This is a genomic window from Gilliamella sp. M0320, assembly GCF_016101635.1.
Lineage (GTDB): Bacteria > Pseudomonadota > Gammaproteobacteria > Enterobacterales > Orbaceae > Gilliamella > Gilliamella apis.
Genome location: NZ_JACFQD010000003.1, coordinates 242307 through 261339 on the forward strand (window position 1 = coordinate 242307; position 19033 = coordinate 261339).

The following is a 19033-nucleotide window of genomic DNA, read 5'->3' on the forward strand; positions in this document are numbered from 1 at the left end:
CAATAACAAGATGGGATTTTGCTCCTTATAATGCTGTTAATTTATTATGCAGCTAACGCTTTAGTGATTTTTTCATAGAGATCTTTAGATAAGTTATCTAGTTTTAATAAACTTTCTAAAGCAGCTGTCATTTTTTTCCGACGATTTTCATCATAACGTTTTAATCGAATAAGTGGATCAATAAGTCTAGATGCCACTTGTGGGTTTTTCTGGTTTAGTTCCATTAATATTTCAACTAAGAAATGGTAGCCACTGCCATCTTCAGCATGAAAAGCAACAGGATTATTGTTAACAAAAGCACCAATTAAACTTCTTATTCGATTTGGATTATTGAGTGAAAAAGAGCGATGATTAAGCAGTTTTTTCACTGTTGATAATACATTTTGCTCTGGACTTGTCGCATTTAAAGCCAACCACTTATCCATCACTAAACCATCTTGATACCATTTATTGTCGAAATCGGAGAGTAACGTATGTCGACAAGTTAATTGCGCTTTGACTGCCGCGGTAAGCGCCGCTAATGAATCTGTCATATTATTGGCTTGTTGATATTGTTGTTCGACCAAAGTATTCGCTAGCGATTTATCATTAGCGTAAGCTAATAATGATAAACAGCAGTTTTTCAACATGCGTTTGCCAATGTCAGCATGTTCAATCTGATATTGTGCTGTTTGATTATGATGATAAACCGCTGTTAGTTCATCATAGAGTTCATTAGCAAAGACATTTAATAAGAATTGGCGAACTTGATAAATAGCCATCGGATCAACGATATCAAATAGATTTGCCAATTCATTTTCCGAAGGTAAAGTCAGTATTTGTGCTATAAGTGCTGGTTCAGCGGTATCTGATAGTAATATTCCTCTAAAAGCATCTAATACTGGTTCAGGAATCGTCATTGATAAATTCTGATGATAATTATTTACATTCATACGCACATATTTGGCTAATAACATTTGCGCTGCATCGTAACGACTAAAAGCATTGCTGGCATGTTGCATTAAGAATATAAGATCGTGATCTTGATAATTGTAATTGAGTTTTACCGGTGCTGAAAAATCTCTTAATAGTGAAACAATTGGTTTTTCTGAAACATGATCAAAAACAAATTCTTGTTTGGATTGGGTTACATTTAGTACGTGATGAATAGGTTTATTTTGATATTGCAATGCAATCACATCACCATTTTGTTGATAAAGTTCGATATCTAATGGAATATGTAGCGCCTGTTTTTGACTTTGATCTTGCGTTGCCGGCGTATGTTGCTCAACAGTTAAGGTATATTGTTGATTTTGTGGATTATAACTGTCAGTTACTGTTAATACTGGTGTGCCTGATTGACTGTACCATAATTTAAACTGAGTTAAATCAATTCCCGATGCATCTTGCATAGCTGCAACAAAATCATCACAGGTTGCTGCACTACCATCATGGCGTTCGAAATAAAGTTTCATACCAGCTTGGAAGTTATCTTCACCTAATAATGTATGCATCATACGAATCACTTCTGAACCTTTTTCGTATACGGTAACAGTATAAAAGTTATTCATTTCAATTACTTGTTCAGGACGAATAGGATGAGACATCGGACTTCCATCTTCAGCAAATTGTACTGTGCGTAACAGTTTGACATCGGCAATACGTTTAACCGATCTGAGTCCTTGGTCGGAAGTGAATTCTTGATCTCTAAATACTGTTAATCCTTCTTTTAGACTAAGTTGGAACCAATCACGACAAGTGACTCGATTACCGGTCCAATTATGAAAATATTCGTGACCAATTACCGATTCAATGCCGATATAATCATCATCGGTCGCGGTCTCGGGTTTAGCAAGGACATATTTAGAATTGAAAATGTTAAGGCCTTTATTTTCCATTGCTCCCATGTTGAAAAAATCAACGGCTACAATCATAAAGATATCTAAATCATATTCTAAATCAAAACGGCTTTCATCCCAGCGCATGGCATTTTTTAAACTGGTCATTGCCCATTGTGAACGATCTAAATTGCCTTTATCTACATAAATTTCTAAATCAATTTTTCGATTAGAACGAGTGATAAACTGATCCTTTAAAATATCAAAATCACCAGCTACTAATGCGAATAAATAGGCCGGTTTAGGAAATGGATCTTGCCATTGCACCCAGTGTCTACCGTCGGAAAGTTCTCCTTGTGCAATGCGATTACCATTAGATAATAAATAAGGATATTGTTGTTTATCAGCGGTAATTCTAGTTGAAAATCGTGCTAGAACATCAGGTCTATCAAGGTAGTAAGTAATATGGCGGAAACCTTCTGCTTCACATTGCGTGCATAGTGCATCACCAGAAACATATAGTCCTTCAAGTGCTGTATTATCGATAGGCTTAATTTGATTAACAATAGTTAAGCTAAATTCGGAAGGGACATTTTTAATTGTTAATCCCGTTTTGGTGATTTGATAATCAGACCATGGTTGTTCATCAATATTCACTGAAACTAATTTAAGTTCTTCACCATCTAATACTAAATCGTTAGCTTGAGAATTTTTTTTGATAATATGACTACGGGCGATAACTGTCGTTGTTTCTGCCGCTAAATCGAAATCAAGATCGATGTCAGTAATAGTAAAGTCTGGAGTTTTATAGTCATGACGATATTTAGCAGTCGGTTGTATATCAGTTGTCGTTGTACTCATGTTTATATACCTTTGTAAGTGGTGTGCTAATTATGTATTCAAATTAATCAAAACGGGGTTAATACCCATCAGTATCTATGATTATTTTTCTAAAATAGAATGAATTATATTTATTTATCATTTTGGAATGAATTTCGATTAATTTTACCAAAATGTCTATATGAACTATTATAGCCTATTAAAAATAATCTTATTAGATAATTAATTTATATCTTAATTATTATTCTGCTATAATTATCAGAATTTTCTTTAAAGAACTGATAATAGATAGACATGTTACCCGCAATAATTACATCAATATTAGATACTGATGCTTATAAGTTGCATATGCAGCAGGCCGTTTTTCATCATTATCCTGACGCGACTGTCGTTGCACAATTTCGCTGTCGTAGTGATGATCTACTTGGTCAATATGCCGATCAAATCGCTCATCAAGTTAAATTAATGGAGTCTTTAACACTTACCGATGATGAGTTCGCCTATTTATCTGGTATTACTTTTTTTAAATCTGACTATTTAAATTGGTTAAAAAACTGGCGTTTTAATGGTCAATTATTAACCATTAAAAACGAAGATGGTTTGCTAGTGATTCAAATTGAAGGCAAATGGGTTGATGTTATTTTGTGGGAAGTGCCATTGCTAGCGGTTATTAGCGAAATTGTTCATAAAGATCGTTCGCCAAATATCGGCGTTGAACAAGCATTAGCAAGGCTTAAAGATAAATTAGCCAGATTTGATGAGCAAACTAATGATCTTGATATGTCTGGTTTTAATTTGCTGGATTTTGGCACACGACGACGCTACTCTTTTGCTGTCCAAGAGGCCGTTGTAAGTTATTTGCAAAACCATTTCAGTAATTTTCATAGTACTAGTAATTACTTATTGGCGTATCGTTTAGGGTTAACCCCAGTTGGCACTCAAGCCCATGAATGGTTCCAAGCCCATCAACGTTTAAGTCCTAACTTGCATGATTGCCAAAAAACGGCATTACAAGTTTGGTTAGATGAATATCCAGATGATTTGGGCGTTGCGTTAACAGATTGTATTACTATGGATGCTTTTTTACGTGATTTTGACTATTATTTCGCATCTCATTATCAAGGACTACGCCATGATTCGGGCGATCCGATTGAATGGGGTGAAAAAGCGATTAGCCATTATCAGCAATTAGGAATTGATCCTAAAACAAAATTACTGGTGTTCTCTGATAGTCTAAACTTTGATAAAGCGCTGAAAATTTATCGACACTTTAATCATCGAGTGAAATTATCCTTTGGTATCGGTGGTTTTCTTGCTTGTGATATTCCGTCTATAGAAGTAAATACCAAATCGTTAAACATTGTATTAAAACTAACGGAATGTAATAATCAAGCTGTAGCTAAATTATCTGATAGTCCTGGTAAAACAATTTCACAAGATTTGGCTTTTATTGACGAATTAAAAAGAACGTTTAAAGTCAATCATTAATAATCATATTGATGATTAATATTAATAATTAAACAAAGTGATATAGTCTTATAAATAATCTGTATTATCAATTTTTGATAATACTTAAATGGATATTAAAATTCAGCTTATATATTACTTTTAATATTACTTACTATATAAATAATAAATAGAGATGGATAAATAAAATGAATTCTGTTGCTCCTATTGTTGACGTGCTACAAGGTAAAATTGCTGTTGGTAGCACCATTTCAGTTCAAGGTTGGGTAAGAACTCGCCGTGATTCTAAAGCCGGTATCTCATTTTTGGCTGTGTATGATGGTTCTTGTTTTGATCCAATTCAAGCGGTAATTGAAAAAGACTTACCAAATTATGAACAAGATATTTTGCGTTTAACTGCTGGTTGTTCAGTAAAAGTGACTGGTAAAGTTGTTGAATCTCCAGGTCAAGGCCAAAAATATGAATTACAAGCAACGCAAGTCGAAGTTTATGGTTTTGTTGATGATCCTGAAACTTATCCAATGGCAGCTAAACGTCACTCAATAGAATATCTTCGTGAAGTTGCTCATTTACGCGCAAGAACCAATATTGTTGGTGCAATTACTCGTGTACGACACACCTTAGCGCAAGCTATTCACCAATTTTTTGATGAGCGAGGTTTTTTCTGGCTTTCAACACCAATTATTACAGCCTCTGATACTGAAGGTGCCGGTGAAATGTTCCGGGTTTCAACACTGGATATGTTAAATCTGCCTAAAACAGATAATGGTAAGGTTGATTTTGATAAAGACTTTTTTGGTAAGGAAGCATTTTTAACTGTTTCTGGGCAACTTAATGCAGAAACTTATGCATGTGCTCTTTCAAAAGTTTATACTTTTGGTCCCACTTTTAGAGCTGAAAACTCAAATACCACACGCCATTTAGCTGAATTTTGGATGATGGAGCCAGAAGTGGCGTTTGCTGATCTTAACGATAATGCCAAACTTGCTGAAGATATGTTGAAATATGTCTTTAAGAAAGTACTTGAAAAACGAGCTGATGACATGCAGTTTTTTGCTCAGCATATTGATAAAGACGCCATTAATCGTCTTGAAAGTTTTATCAATGCTGATTTTGCTCAAGTTGATTATACTGATGCTATAACTATTTTACAAAATTGTGATGCTAAATTTGAAAATCCAGTAAGCTGGGGTATTGATTTGGCGTCCGAACATGAACGTTATTTAGCTGAACAACATTTTAAAGCACCAGTCGTTGTTAAAAATTACCCTAAAGATATTAAAGCGTTTTATATGCGTATGAATGATGATGGTAAAACTGTTGCGGCAATGGATGTATTAGCACCGGGGATTGGAGAAATCATTGGTGGTTCACAGCGTGAAGAACGTTTGGATATGTTAGATAAACGTATGGATGAACTAGGCCTTAAAAAAGAAGATTATTGGTGGTACCGTGATTTACGTCGTTATGGTACTGTACCTCACTCAGGTTTTGGATTAGGTTTTGAACGTCTTATTGTTTATGTCACTGGCGTCCAGAATGTTCGTGATGTGATCCCATTCCCAAGAACTCCACGTAATGCAAATTTCTAAAATTTGTACAAATTATCAACTGACTTTTGGTCAGTTGATAGCAAACATTGAATTAACAAAACTTTACAAATGATTAAAAAATAATCAAACAGACGCTATTTTAAGCTTAGACATCACGTTTAACGAAAAGTTCACTTGATTTTAATAAATTTTTATACATAATTTACACTACTGTAAAAAGTAAGATGAAAATAATAGTTAAAAACGTTAGTTATAAACATTATTTTTGGATGAATAATCATTGTAAAAATTGACACAACTTAAAGACGTGTCTTTTTATAGAAATAACCATGAGGGTAAGAAATGAAACGTAATCTATTAGCAATCGCTATCCCTGCTCTTTTAGTAGCAGCTGGTGCCAATGCTTCTATCGAAGTATGGAACAAAGACGGTAATAAAGTTGACTTTTATGGCCGAGTAAAAGCAGCTAACCACATTACTGACCGTGGTCAAGCAGATGAAGGTGATGATACTTCAGCTCGTTTAGGTATGTCTGGTCAAACTCAAATCACTGACGGCATTACTGGTTATGGTCGTTGGGAATATGAAGCGAAAGCTGGTAAAAATTCAAGTAACGAAGTTCGTTACGCATTTGCTGGTTTAAACTTTGGTGATGCAGGTTCATTCGACTATGGTCGTAACGACGGTGTGTTAAAAGCTATTACTGCTTATACTGACGTATTACCAGAATTTGGTGGTGAAGCAGCAAACAACGATTGGAACGTACTTTCAGCTCGTACTAAAGCTGTTGCTACTTACCGTAACAACAATTTCTTCGGTTTAACTGATGATTTAAGTTTTGCATTACAATATGCTGATAATGGTGATAACTCTCTATATGACGATGATAAATATGGTTTTGGTTTCACTGATAGCATTAAATATGACGATGTATCTCGTGAAGCATATGGTGCAAATGTTCAATGGCGTATTTTTGATACAGGTTTAACTGCTGGTGCAGGTTATGCTCAAACTTCAACTAGTCATAATCGTCAAAGTACTTGGGCAGCTGGTATTAAATATGATAACTACAATTTATATTTAGGTGCTAACTATTTCCAAAGTAAAATTAAAAACCTAGTGAGATATTCATTAGTAAATCGAAATCATCAAACATTATATGAAACATATGTTGATGGTAAAGTTAGAGGTTTTGAATTAGTGGCTCAATATGGTATTGATTTACCAGTTGGTCGCTTAACGCCATCTTTAGCTTATGTTCAACATAAATTTAAATATGATTCAGCAAATTACGTATATGACAACACTCGTTATATTCATCATGGAGTAAATTCTCCTTTAGCTAAATATGTATCTTTAGGTGCGACTTATGATCTTAACAAAAACTTCAGTGCAATTGTTGAATATAAATTCAACTTGTTAGATCGTAAAGATGTAGGTGCAGCATTAAATACTGAGACTCAACGTGATCGTCACTTAAATAAACCAGGTACTAAAGATGTGTTAGGTGTTGGTTTAATTTACCAATTCTAATCGCTTGATATCTTAAATATCAATAAAAGGCACTTAGGTGCCTTTTTTTTCATCTATTGAACGTCATATTATCTAAAAAAACATTTTATGCTTAAAAAAATATTATTTTAAGTCATAAAATAGTCTCAATTCGCAGAATAATATCTTAGAAACGTTATTAATCCATAGTGTTTGCAATAAAAATCTAGTATTTAACAATAATAATAGATATCCCAGTAATAATTTAGTTGCTAATTAACAGCAGCTATTTATTAAATCAAGAACAAAATATTTTGTATCTTTAATAATAAAATACCTAAGAGGGTAACTAAATGAAACGTAATCTATTAGCAATCGCTATTCCTGCTCTATTAGTTGCAGGTACAGCAAGCGCTTCAATTGAAGTGTGGAACAAAGATGGTAATAAAGTTGACTTTTATGGTCGAGTTTATGCCTTGAACTATATTACTGATCGTGATAATCAAACTGGCGAAGGTGACAAAACCACTGCTCGTTTAGGGATGTCAGGACAAACACAAATCACTGATGGCTTGAGTGGTTATGGTCGCTGGGAATATGAAGCTAAAACAGGCTCTGATGCTGATAACGAAACTCGTTATGCTTATGCAGGTCTAAACTTTGGCGATTTTGGTTCGTTTGATTATGGTCGTAACGATGGTGTATTAAAAACCTTAACTTCATATACTGACGTTTTACCTGAGTTTGGTGGCGATGCATCAAATAATGATATCTATGCATTAACCGCAAGAACCAAAGCAGTGGCTACTTATCGTAACTCAGACTTCTTTGGTTTAGTTAACGGGTTACGTTTTGCTGTTCAATATGCCGATAATGGGGACAATAGTTCAACTCAATATCTAAATCATCATGAACGTACTGCTCATGACAGTGCTGAAGCTTGGGGTTCGGTAATTGATTGGGATGTATTAGATACAGGTTTATCAATCGGTGCCGGTTATGCACAAACAGGTGGTCATAAAGATGCTAAAGCATGGTCAGCAGGTGTTAAATATGATAACGACAATCTTTATTTAGCAGCACTTTATATTCAAGGTAAACAAAAAGCCGGTTGGGACAATGCTTCAACAACCCGTAAGGCTGATGATTTAAAAACCAAAGGTTTTGAATTAGTTGCGCAATACGGTATTGATTTTGATATTGGTCGTTTAACACCATCTGTTGCTTATATTCAACACAAAGTTAAAGATGCATCTAGTTTAACTAATGATAGCGGTCTTAAAGGTAATGATTTAGCTAAATATGTTGATGTAGGTTTAACTTATGACTTCAATAAAAACTTATCAGCAATTGTTGATTACAAAATCAACTTGTTAGATAAAAATGATATTGGTGCACGTCGTAGTTTATATGAAGATGGTACATTTACTAAATCTCAAATCAAAGCAACCGCTAAAGATACTGTAGCATTAGGATTAATTTATCAATTCTAATTAACTTTATCTTAAGATTAAATAAAAGGCACTTAGGTGCCTTTTTTGTTGTGATCTTTTCATTAAATACCGCTTGCGCTTTAATAGATAGTCTGATAAAAATAAAAAAATAATAATCAATTAGGACTATTTTAATGCAGTATATTACTCGAAAATTACCTGCAAAAAAAAATATTGCTTTGGTGGCACATGACCACTTAAAAGAAGCATTATTGAATTGGTGCAAAAAAAATCGCGAAGAGCTCTCTCATCATAATTTATGTGGAACAGGTACGACAGGCACATTAATAAAAAAAGAGACCGGCTTAGATATTACTCCAATGCTCAGTGGGCCTATGGGGGGCGATCAGCAAATCGGTGCTTTAATTGCTGAAGGTAAAATTGATATTCTGATATTTTTCTGGGATCCACTTAATGCTGTACCTCATGATCCAGATGTAAAAGCGTTGTTACGCTTATCAACAGTTTGGAATATCCCAGTTGCCACTAATCAAGCCACTGCTAATGCTTTAATACAATCCTCAATATTTACTCAAGAAGTAGAAATTGAAATTCCAGATTATCAAGGTTATTTGAACGAAAGAGTAAAATAGATGCCAATTCCTTCACAAGTTCGCAAAAAAGGTCGATACATATTATTGTTAGATAATTTGTTTATTGTGTTGGGATTTTATGTAGTCTTTCCATTGGTCTCTACTCATTTTGTTAGTCAAGTTGGTTGGAGTGCATTATTTGTTGGTTTTGCTTTAGGTTTTCGTCAATTTGTTCAGCAAGGATTTGGTTTGATTGGTGGGGCAATCGCTGATCGCTTTGGCGCTAAACCAATGATAATTACCGGTATGTTTTTGCGGTCAATTGGATTTATCTCAATGGCACTAGCAACAGAACATTGGTTATTATTAGTATCTTGTTTACTTTCGGCATTGGGTGGTTTGCTATTTGATCCCCCTAGGATGGGATTAACTATCAAATTTACTCGCCCTCATGAACGAGGCAAGTTTATTTCTCTACTAATGATACAAGACAATGCAGGTGCAGTTATTGGTGCTCTTATCGGTGGTATTTTAATCGATTACGATTTTCAATTAGTCTGTTGGTGTGGCGCTTTTATCTTCTTCTTATGTGGTATTTTCAATCTGATCTATTTACCGGCCTATCATATTGCAATTGGTAAAGCACCGATTATTAACGGCATGAAGATGGTTCTCAAAGATAGAAAATTTACTCATTATGTACTTACTTTAACTGGTTATTATGTGCTGTGGGTACAAATTATGTTGATGTTACCTTTAACCATTACCAACGTATCGGGTAGCCCTAGTTATGTAAAATGGATGTATGCTATCCAAGCGACAATATCACTATGTTTGCTTTATCCTCTTGCTCGAATAAGTGAAAAATATTTCAGATTAGATCAACGTCTTAAATTTGGATTATTGTTGATGTCGTTTGCTTTTATTATTATTGGCTTTACATCACAATTATCTATTTTACTCTCTCTTATAGCATTGTTTTATTTTGGGGCTATTATTGCTGAACCGGCTCGAGAAACATTGGCAACTGTCTTAACCAATCCTAAAGCTAAAGGTAGCTATATGGGGTTTAGTCGGTTGGGATTGGCATTAGGTGGTTTTATTGGTTATACCGGTGCTGGCTGGCTTTATGATCTGGCCCTCCAAATCGGTTTACCGCATTTACCATGGATAATCTTAACGTTAGTCGGTCTATTAACTTTAGGATATTTAGAATATTTATTCAAAAATGAGCCACCTATGACTAAAGTTAAGATGAGAAAAATTGGCTAATTTCGCCATTTTTAAATAAAATTGCTTCACCACTAGCTAACTTAGTCCATACTTCGTTCGAAGTTAATGGCATAGTTGAGATTATTGTTACTACATCATTTGGTGTCGTATGTTTTTGAAAATCTATCTCAACATCTTCGTCAATCAACTTGGCTTTTCCAAATGGTGCTTTTCGGGTGATCCAGTGTAGATTAGTTGAACAATAGGCAAACACATACTCACCATCAGAAAGTAGCATATTAAAAATACCTAATTGAGTTAATTTAATTGCACACTCTCTAATATATTCAAAAAGCTCAATATTATTGGATGGTTGTTGTGGGTATTTTTTATGTAATTCATTTATTAAATAACAAAAAGCATATTCACTATCAGTTAATCCAACAGGTTGAAATATTCCTGTATCTAATTTTTCATAATCAGTTAATTGCCCATTATGTGCAAAAGTCCAATTTTTACCCCATAGTTCTCGAGTAAAAGGATGAGTGTTTTCTAGTGCAACACCACCGCGATTAGCTTGGCGGATATGAGCAACAACGGCAGTTGATTTTATTGGGTATTGTTGAACCAATTTAGCTATAGGTGAAAAACTACATGGCTGCGGATCTTTAAACGTTCGACAGCCTTTACCTTCATAGAAAGTTATACCCCAACCATCTTTATGAGGACCTTTATCGCCCCCACGTTTGATTAAGCTAGTAAAACTAAAACAAATATCGGTCGGCACATTTGCACTCATACCCAATAATTCGCACATATTAAGCCATCTCTTTTTCAATAAGTAGAATTAAAATATGAATTACTTTGATATGGATTTCTTGTACACGATCTGCATAGCCAAAATGTGGTATACGAATATCAACATCAGCTAATCCATTCATTTTCCCGCCATCTTTACCTGTCAGTGTGATAATTTTCATACCTTTTTGTTTAGCAGCTTCAATTGCTTTCAGCACATTAGCTGAATTTCCTGAAGTTGAAATGCCTAATAATACATCACCTTTTTGTCCAACGCCTTCAATGTAACGAGAAAATATGTAATCGAAACCATAATCATTGCCCACGCATGAGATGTGACTAACATCAGATATAGCAATGGCTGGATATGAAGGTCGGTTATCACGAAAACGTCCAGTTAGTTCTTCAGCAAAATGCATTGCATCACAATGTGATCCGCCATTACCGCATGAAAGTACTTTTCCACCTTGTTTAAATGAGTCTGCAATTAAAACGGCTGCTTGCTGGATTTTTTTTAAATTTTCATCGTTTGCAACGAAATTGGCCAATACGTCAATTGCCTGATTTAATTCATCACGAATGGTGTTAATGTACATTAATAATACCTCTTTAAATAAAAAGCTTTTCCATAACCATTGTAATTCGTTAATAACAGCTTGCAAGCAATAACAATAAATTTTTTATAATAGGTAAAATATTTCAATTGATTACAAGTACATAATAGAATAGTTATCAAATAAATAATTATTAATAAATGCAAAAATGACCTTTAATAAATTAACTATTTTCATACTATAAATAGTTAATAACTATTTTCATTAAAGCTTGTCTTAAATAGATTAAATCCTCTTTTTGCTAATAGGATAAGCCTTTAATTTGTGGTATAATCACCTAATGATTTTTATCTCTGAAAGAGATTATAAAATTGCATCCAGAATCAATCGGTAAGGAATGAATATGCAAACAATTAAAGGTAAAGTTGCTGCGCCTGAAGCCAAAGTAGCGATTATTGTGGCACGTTTTAACCAATTTATTAATGAAAGTTTAGTTAATGGTGCCATAGATGCACTTACTCGTATCGGTGAAGTAGACGATAACAATATTACCGTTATTTGGGTGCCAGGTGCTTATGAAATTCCTTTAGCAGCAAAAGTTGCTGCACAGTCAAAAAAATATGATGCAATTGTTGCATTGGGCACGGTTATCCGTGGTAGTACTGCTCATTTTGATTTTGTTGCTGGCGAATCAAGTTCAGGGTTATTGAATGCTAGTTTAGATTTTTCGATACCAGTTGGTTTTGGTATTTTAACTACTGAAAGTATTGAACAAGCCATTGAACGAGCAGGAACTAAAGCGGGCAATAAAGGTGCAGAAGCGGCACTAACCGCACTTGAAATGTTAAATGTGATTAAAACAATTAAGGAGTAATTTAGTGGCGTTAGTTAATCCTCGTCGTCGAGCAAGAGAGTGTGCAGTTCAAGCTATTTACTCTTGGCAAATTTCTAGAAATGATCTTGCTGATGTTGAGAGCAGCTTCATGGCTGAACAAGATATGAAAGGTGTCGACACCAAATATTTTAGAGAATTACTGCATGGTGTTGCCAAAAATACCACAGAATTAGATGAGAAAATGACTCCTTATTTAACAGAAAGAACTGTTGATGAACTCGGTCAAGTTGAATTAGCCGTATTAAGAATTGCGCTATATGAATTAATGAAGCGACATGATGTCCCTTATAAAGTTGTTATCAATGAAGCTATCGATCTTACTAAAACCTTTGGTGCAGAAGATAGTCATAAATTTGTTAATGGTGTATTAGATAAAGTTGCACCAACCATTCGTACACGATAATTGTCTTTAATTGGGAATAATATGAACGATACTAGTGAAAAAAGTAAGCCCACTATTTTTTATGCTAAAAATAGCGAAGCGAGAGTGAAAAACCGTTCAGCCAAAGAACGTGGCGGTGATTATAAAAATAAACGTAATAATGAAGGTTTTCATTCTGATTCAAAAGCAAAACATGACCGGATCGAAACCTTTAAACCAAAAAAATTTAATAAAACCGTAAAACCCGCTAAAGAACAATTTGATTTAACGGATGAATATGATTCCCCATGGCAGAAAAAAGTTCGAGATAATGAACAAGTACCAACATTCGGTTATGATGGCTATCGTCAAAAAAAGGAAGAGACATTAGTTTACAGCGAAAACAGTTGTAAAGCGGTATTTAAGCATCGACGTTTGGCTATTGTTAAATTATTTATTACTCAAGAAATGACTTATCAATTTAAAGAATTAATTAATTGGTTAGTCAAACAACGTCTTGGTTATGATGTTGTCTCAACAGAGCAAATTACTAAAATCACACAAACTCCACATCATGGTGGTGTTTGTTTAATTGTTAAAAAACGTATACCGCTCACTGTGCTTGATTATTTAGATGAATATGATGATCAAGCTCAAGATTGCATTATTGCTGTTGATGATGTGAATAATCCGCATAACTTAGGTGGGTTAATGCGTAGTGCAGCTTTTTTTGGTGTTAATGGCGTAATTTTACGGCAAACTAACTTACTCGATAGTGGTGCCGCAATGCGTGTTGCTGAAGGTGGTATTGAAGCTGTTGAATCTATTAAAAGTGATGATTTTATAGCATCTATTGATTTGTTAAAACAACATGGCTATCAAGTTATTGCATTATTACCATGTCAATTAAAATCGATTTCATCCACTGAGTTATCACACTTCAAATTTACCAAGAAAGTTGCCTTAGTTATATTTCAACAAATTAATAACAAATTAATTAACTGTGCTGATAGTATTATCCATTTGCAAGGCAATGATAATATGTCGGCTTTAAATATTTCTGTAGCAACAGGGATTGTGTTATCTGCTATAAAATATCAATCTTAATTGGTATGATTCTAACAATTGATGAATTTAATTGATGAAGTTAACACTTTTGTAATTTTATTATATTAAATAGCATCAATTGGTTAGAAAATGGTTGTTTTTTCTGTACATTAGTATCCAGTTTTGAAATTGATTGGTAATGATTATGTCATCTAAACATCGAGTTGGTTTAATTTTTGGTAAGTTTTATCCGTTACATAGTGGTCATATTTATCTTATTGAAAAAGCATTGACACAAGTTGATGAACTGCATGTCATGTTGGGTTGTGAAGCAATACGTGATAAACAACTATTTGAAAAAAGCCGCCTACCTAGACAGCCTCAAGTTAGTGATCGCTTCTCATGGTTAAAAGAAACCTTTAAAGATAGACATAATATTCACATTCATATTTCTGATGAAGCGGGTATTAACTATTATCCCAACGGTTGGCAAGATTGGAGTGACAGTATAAAACGTATTTTATTGGAACATAAAATCGAACCTACTGTGGTATTTACTAGCGAATCACAAGATGTCAAACAGCATGAACGCTATTTTGGTTGCCCTGTTGTTATTGTTGATGCTGATCGTGATTTTGTTAATATTAGTGCGACACAAATTCGAGAAAATCCTTATCAAAACTGGTCTTATATTGCGAACGCAGCGAAACCTTTTTTTGTTAAAAAAGTAGCGATTATAGGGCATGATAAATTTAATGAATTGCCGGTACAATTAGCTAATATTTATAACACACAATATGTTTCAAATGGTTATATTAACTATATTCAACGAGAAATATCTACAACAGAAAATAAACGTTATTTGAGTGAAAATGATTATCTTAGAATAGCTATGTTGCATGTAGAACGTATGTCCAAAGCTGTTGAAAATGCTAATAAGTTACTCTTTACCTCAATTGATTTTGATACGTTAGCTAAATACTATAATCAAATTTTTGCTAAATCTAATGAAGTATTGAATGGGTTAAAAAATAGTTATCAGTTTGATTTAGTCATTCACGAACATGATTTGCCAGCAAACTCCACACCATTACAACATTTCGAAATCGTTTCTCAAATGGTTGAATCGTTATTAATTTAGACCATCACATTTAGGTTAGCTTATGCTAAAATAAGCTAACTATTTATGATAGGTGAATTTTTATGTCTCAATCATCTTCACAGCAAAATGATGAAAATCAAGATAAAATTGATTTTGGTTACACTCAAGTTTTAAAGCAAGATAAAGTAAAACGGGTAGCAGAAGTTTTTCATTCTGTTGCTGATAAATATGATGTTATGAATGATCTTATGTCATTTGGTATTCATCGTATCTGGAAAAAAATCACTATTGAGTATAGTAGTGTTCGTAAAGGTCAAAAAGTTTTAGATCTTGCCGGTGGTACTGGTGATTTAACGGCTAAATTCTCGCAAATTGTCGGTGATGATGGCTTAGTTGTATTAGCTGATATCAATGAATCTATGCTAAAAGTAGGTAGAGATAAGCTTCGAGACAAAGGTCTATTTAATAATATTGAATATGTACAAGCCAATGCAGAAGAACTACCATTTGCTGATAACTATTTCGATTGTATTACTATCTCATTTGGTTTACGCAATGTCACCGATAAGCAAAAAGCATTGCAATCTATGTGGAGAGTATTAAAACCTGGTGGACGTTTATTAATACTTGAGTTTTCTAAACCACAATACCAGATTTTAAATAAAGCTTATGACCTATACTCATTCACTATGTTACCGTTGATGGGCAAAATTGTCGCTAATGATGCTGATAGTTACCGGTATTTAGCTGAATCCATCAGAATGCACCCAGATCAAAAAACCTTGAAAAAAATGATGGAGGATGCTGGATTTGTCGATGTGAAATATCACAATATGACAGGTGGCATTGTAGCTTTACATACTGGTTTTAAATTTTAATGTGATAAAAAAGAATGACATTTCTTCGAATTTATAAAATATTAACGGTATTTCGAGCTTATCGATTAAATGAACTATTACCAAAACATCGAACCTCAACATGGTTTAAATTGTTGTTGATTAGTCTATTTTGGGTTAGATCTAAAGCAAAACAACAAGATGTTGGTGAAAGATTGCGTCTAGCCTTACAAGAGTTAGGTCCGGTTTGGATAAAATTTGGACAAATGGTTTCAACAAGGCGAGATGTATTACCAAAACATCTCGCTGATGCATTAGCCAAACTGCAAGATCAAGTAGCTCCTTTTGATGGACTAATTGCCAGACAAATTATTGAATCAGCTCTAGGCTGTTCTATAGATCATTATTTTATTGATTTTGATGAAAAACCATTAGCTTCAGCTTCCATTGCTCAGGTGCATACTGCGACTTTAAAAAACAGCCAAGCCCAAGTTGTGATTAAAGTTTTACGTCCGAATATTTTACCTATAATCAAATCTGATATTCGCTTGATGTATTGGGCTGCTAATCAATTTACTAAACGGATTAAATTTGGTGAAAAGTTACGTGCGGTTGAAATTGTTAGTGATTATGAAAATACACTTTTGAAAGAACTGGATTTACAAAAAGAAGCTTATAATACCGCCCGTTTACGAGATAATTTCATTAATAGTGATATTTTATATATTCCTTATGTTTATCAAGATCTTTGTCGAACAAATATTTTAGTAGAAGAACGGATTTATGGTACGCCAATAGCTAATATTGATGAACTTAAACAAAATAATGTCAACATGAAATTACTTGCCGAACGTGGTGTTCAAGCTTTCTTTACGCAGGTGTTTCGGGATAATTTTTTTCATGCCGATATGCATCCAGGTAATATCTTTGTTGATATTTCTGAACCACAGAATCCTCGTTATATTGGTATAGACTGTGCAATTGTTGGTGTATTAACTGAAGATGATCAGCGTTATTTAGCTGAAAATTTTCTCGCCTTTTTTAATCAAGATTATCGACGAATTGCACAAATTTATATTGCTTCTGGTTGGGTACCAGAAACAACGGATGCAACGGCATTAGAAATGGCTATGCGTAGTGTGTGTGAACCTGCATTTGCCAAACCATTAGGTGAAATTTCGTTTTCACAAATTTTATTAGCTTTATTTCAAGTTGCTCGTCAATTTGAAATGGATATTCAGCCGCAATTAACATTACTTGAAAAAACCTTATTTTATATAGAAGGATTAGGACGTCAGCTATACCCAGAACTCGACTTATGGCAAACTGCTAAGCCATTTCTTGAAAAATGGTATGAAGATAAGTACAGTGCTAAAACGTTATTCCAGCAAGTATGGACTTCGTTACCCGAATGGAAAAATATCCTAGTTGATCTGCCAGTAAGATTAGGCGATCAGGCGCGTATGACTAAACAGATGCATAACCAATTAAAACAGATTAATCAAGAATTACAACGAAGCAAAAAATGCTATCGTTGGTCATTGGCCATCCTTAGTCTGGTTTGTGTTTTATCTATTGTGACGCTGGTTATACATTGAGATAGTTATTTTTGGGAATATCATCATTTTACGTGTATAATTTGATTACTTGACGCTATTGGAGATAGTTATCATATGCCTAGTTTGCCCAAACTACTGATATTTGTTGCTGTTATCGTACTATTATTCGGAACAAAAAAATTGCGTTCATTGGGCTCTGATCTTGGGGCTTCAATTAAAGGTTTTAAAAAAGCCATGAATGACGATGATGACAGTAAAGAGACTGATGATTCACAAAAAGTTGAACATCTTGACCCATCTGCTAATAACCACGCCGATAAAGAGTAATCCGTGTTTGATATTAGCTTTGGTCAGCTACTATTAGTATTAATTATTGGACTGGTTGTATTAGGACCGGAACGTTTGCCTATTGCGATTAAAACTGTTGCCGGATGGATTAAAGTACTCCGTCGCATGTCAGCAACTGTCCAGTTAGAATTAAATAAAGAACTCAAACTGCAAGAATTACAAGATAGCTTAAAAAAAGCTGAACAAAGTGGTTTGAATACTCTTACCCCAGAACTGCAAGCATCAATTGATGAATTAAAACGGGTAACTGAATCACTGCAAAACGAGATTAATTCAGTCAGTCAAATTGATACAACAATTCCTTCAGATAAAGATAAATTATGACAGAAGACGCAACCCAACCACTTATTGGACATCTGGTCGAACTCAGAACAAGACTTTTACACTGTATCATTTGTATATTACTAGTCTTAGCCTGTTTACTTTATTTCTCAAATGATATCTATCATATTGTTGCTAATCCGCTTATCAGTCAATTACCTAAAGGTAGTAGTATGATTGCGACCGATATTGCGGCTCCTTTTTTTACACCAATTAAACTGACGGCTGTTGTTGCAATATTTATATCTATTCCTTATCTTTTATATCAAGTTTGGGGATTTATTGCTCCGGCACTATATCAACATGAAAAACGGCTGATTATGCCATTAATTATTTCTAGTACGGTACTTTTTTATATTGGTATTGCGTTTGCATATTTTGCTGTATTTCCATTGGCATTTTATTTCTTTATCCATACAGCACCAGTTGATGTTGCGATAAATACTGATATTACAAAATATCTTGATTTTGTCATGACACTATTTATTGTATTTGGTTTTGCATTTGAAGTACCTGTGGCGATTATTTTGCTTTGTTGGACTGGCGTTACTACTCCTAAAAACTTACGAAAAAAAAGACCTTATATTATTGTCGGTGTGTTTGCTGTAGCGATGTTTGTTACCCCACCAGATGTATTTTCTCAAATTTTATTAGCTGTACCTATCTGTTTATTATTTGAAATAGGGACATTTTTTGCCCGTTTTTATCAACCTAGAAAAAAAATCCAACCAGACGATGAATCTGTTGGGGATTAATAATAAATTGATAAGTGATTTACTGAATAACAAGTAAAGGATATATGACCA

Annotated in this window: 17 protein-coding genes and 1 pseudogene; 15 read left to right on the plus strand and 3 right to left on the minus strand. The window is 34.0% G+C overall.

The features are described from left to right. Positions 1-44: 44 nt before the first annotated feature. The gene (pepN, locus tag H3T83_RS05655; RefSeq protein ID WP_198215317.1) at positions 45-2678 is read right to left on the minus strand and encodes an aminopeptidase N; all 2634 of its coding nucleotides are present in this window, start codon (positions 2676-2678) and stop codon (positions 45-47) included. Between the two features lie 273 nt (positions 2679-2951). Here pepN and pncB point away from each other — a divergent pair, with 273 nt between their 5' ends. From pncB to mdtH, 6 genes are all read left to right on the plus strand, one after another. Beyond that, entirely contained in the window at positions 2952-4145 is a 1194-nt protein-coding gene (gene pncB / locus H3T83_RS05660) for a nicotinate phosphoribosyltransferase (RefSeq protein WP_198215318.1), read from the plus strand. A 167-nt stretch (positions 4146-4312) separates the two neighbouring features. Continuing rightward, positions 4313-5716 (plus strand): asparagine--tRNA ligase, encoded by a 1404-nt coding sequence (gene asnS, locus H3T83_RS05665; protein ID WP_065651451.1) that lies wholly within the window; start codon positions 4313-4315, stop codon positions 5714-5716. A 303-nt stretch (positions 5717-6019) separates the two neighbouring features. Next, positions 6020-7210, plus strand: a complete 1191-nt coding sequence (locus tag H3T83_RS05670; RefSeq protein WP_198215319.1) for a porin — start codon at positions 6020-6022, stop codon at positions 7208-7210. 311 nt (positions 7211-7521) lie between these two features. Continuing rightward, positions 7522-8661, plus strand: coding sequence for a porin (locus H3T83_RS05675; protein ID WP_034901280.1), 1140 nt, complete (start codon positions 7522-7524; stop codon positions 8659-8661). Between the two features lie 134 nt (positions 8662-8795). Continuing rightward, positions 8796-9254 carry a methylglyoxal synthase gene (locus H3T83_RS05680; RefSeq protein ID WP_034901282.1) on the plus strand — a complete coding sequence of 153 codons (459 nt, stop codon included), beginning with the start codon at positions 8796-8798 and terminating at the stop codon, positions 9252-9254. Then, positions 9255-10466: a multidrug efflux MFS transporter MdtH gene (gene mdtH, locus H3T83_RS05685; protein ID WP_086320480.1), complete on the plus strand. Its 1212-nt coding sequence runs from the start codon at positions 9255-9257 to the stop codon at positions 10464-10466. It begins immediately after the preceding gene. On the opposite strand, the gene H3T83_RS05690 is transcribed toward mdtH, so the two are convergent. Next, positions 10444-11223, minus strand: coding sequence for a class II glutamine amidotransferase (locus H3T83_RS05690; RefSeq protein WP_198215320.1), 780 nt, complete (start codon positions 11221-11223; stop codon positions 10444-10446). The genes mdtH and H3T83_RS05690 overlap by 23 nt on opposite strands. A 1-nt stretch (position 11224) precedes the next feature. Continuing rightward, positions 11225-11800, minus strand: a complete 576-nt coding sequence (gene lpcA, locus H3T83_RS05695) for a D-sedoheptulose 7-phosphate isomerase (RefSeq protein ID WP_198215321.1) — start codon at positions 11798-11800, stop codon at positions 11225-11227. Between the two features lie 361 nt (positions 11801-12161). Here lpcA and ribE point away from each other — a divergent pair, with 361 nt between their 5' ends. The 9 genes and pseudogenes from ribE to tatC all read left to right on the plus strand — a co-directional run bounded on the left by ribE (position 12162) and on the right by tatC (position 18982). Further along, complete coding sequence (gene ribE / locus H3T83_RS05700; protein WP_086356715.1) at positions 12162-12632, plus strand: 6,7-dimethyl-8-ribityllumazine synthase; 471 nt, start codon at positions 12162-12164, stop codon at positions 12630-12632. 4 nt (positions 12633-12636) lie between these two features. After that, on the plus strand, positions 12637-13056 hold the full coding sequence (gene nusB / locus H3T83_RS05705; RefSeq protein WP_034901291.1) for a transcription antitermination factor NusB: 420 nt from the start codon (positions 12637-12639) through the stop codon (positions 13054-13056). 21 nt (positions 13057-13077) lie between these two features. Then, positions 13078-14121, plus strand: coding sequence for a TrmH family RNA methyltransferase (locus H3T83_RS05710; RefSeq protein WP_198215322.1), 1044 nt, complete (start codon positions 13078-13080; stop codon positions 14119-14121). Between the two features lie 145 nt (positions 14122-14266). Then, positions 14267-15202 (plus strand): multifunctional transcriptional regulator/nicotinamide-nucleotide adenylyltransferase/ribosylnicotinamide kinase NadR, encoded by a 936-nt coding sequence (gene nadR, locus H3T83_RS05715; RefSeq protein ID WP_165755057.1) that lies wholly within the window; start codon positions 14267-14269, stop codon positions 15200-15202. A gap of 62 nt (positions 15203-15264) precedes the next feature. Then, positions 15265-16041 (plus strand): bifunctional demethylmenaquinone methyltransferase/2-methoxy-6-polyprenyl-1,4-benzoquinol methylase UbiE, encoded by a 777-nt coding sequence (gene ubiE / locus H3T83_RS05720; protein WP_034901293.1) that lies wholly within the window; start codon positions 15265-15267, stop codon positions 16039-16041. 14 nt (positions 16042-16055) lie between these two features. After that, on the plus strand, positions 16056-17597 hold the full coding sequence (gene ubiB / locus H3T83_RS05725) for a ubiquinone biosynthesis regulatory protein kinase UbiB (RefSeq protein ID WP_198215323.1): 1542 nt from the start codon (positions 16056-16058) through the stop codon (positions 17595-17597). 75 nt (positions 17598-17672) lie between these two features. Next, a complete protein-coding gene (gene tatA, locus H3T83_RS05730; RefSeq protein ID WP_065577529.1) occupies positions 17673-17885 on the plus strand; it encodes a twin-arginine translocase TatA/TatE family subunit in 213 nt (70 codons plus the stop codon). A 3-nt stretch (positions 17886-17888) separates the two neighbouring features. Beyond that, positions 17889-18167: pseudogene (gene tatB, locus H3T83_RS05735) on the plus strand (Sec-independent protein translocase protein TatB); the annotation flags it as partial. 59 nt (positions 18168-18226) lie between these two features. After that, on the plus strand, positions 18227-18982 hold the full coding sequence (tatC, locus tag H3T83_RS05740) for a twin-arginine translocase subunit TatC (protein WP_065651444.1): 756 nt from the start codon (positions 18227-18229) through the stop codon (positions 18980-18982). Positions 18983-19033 lie beyond the last annotated feature (51 nt).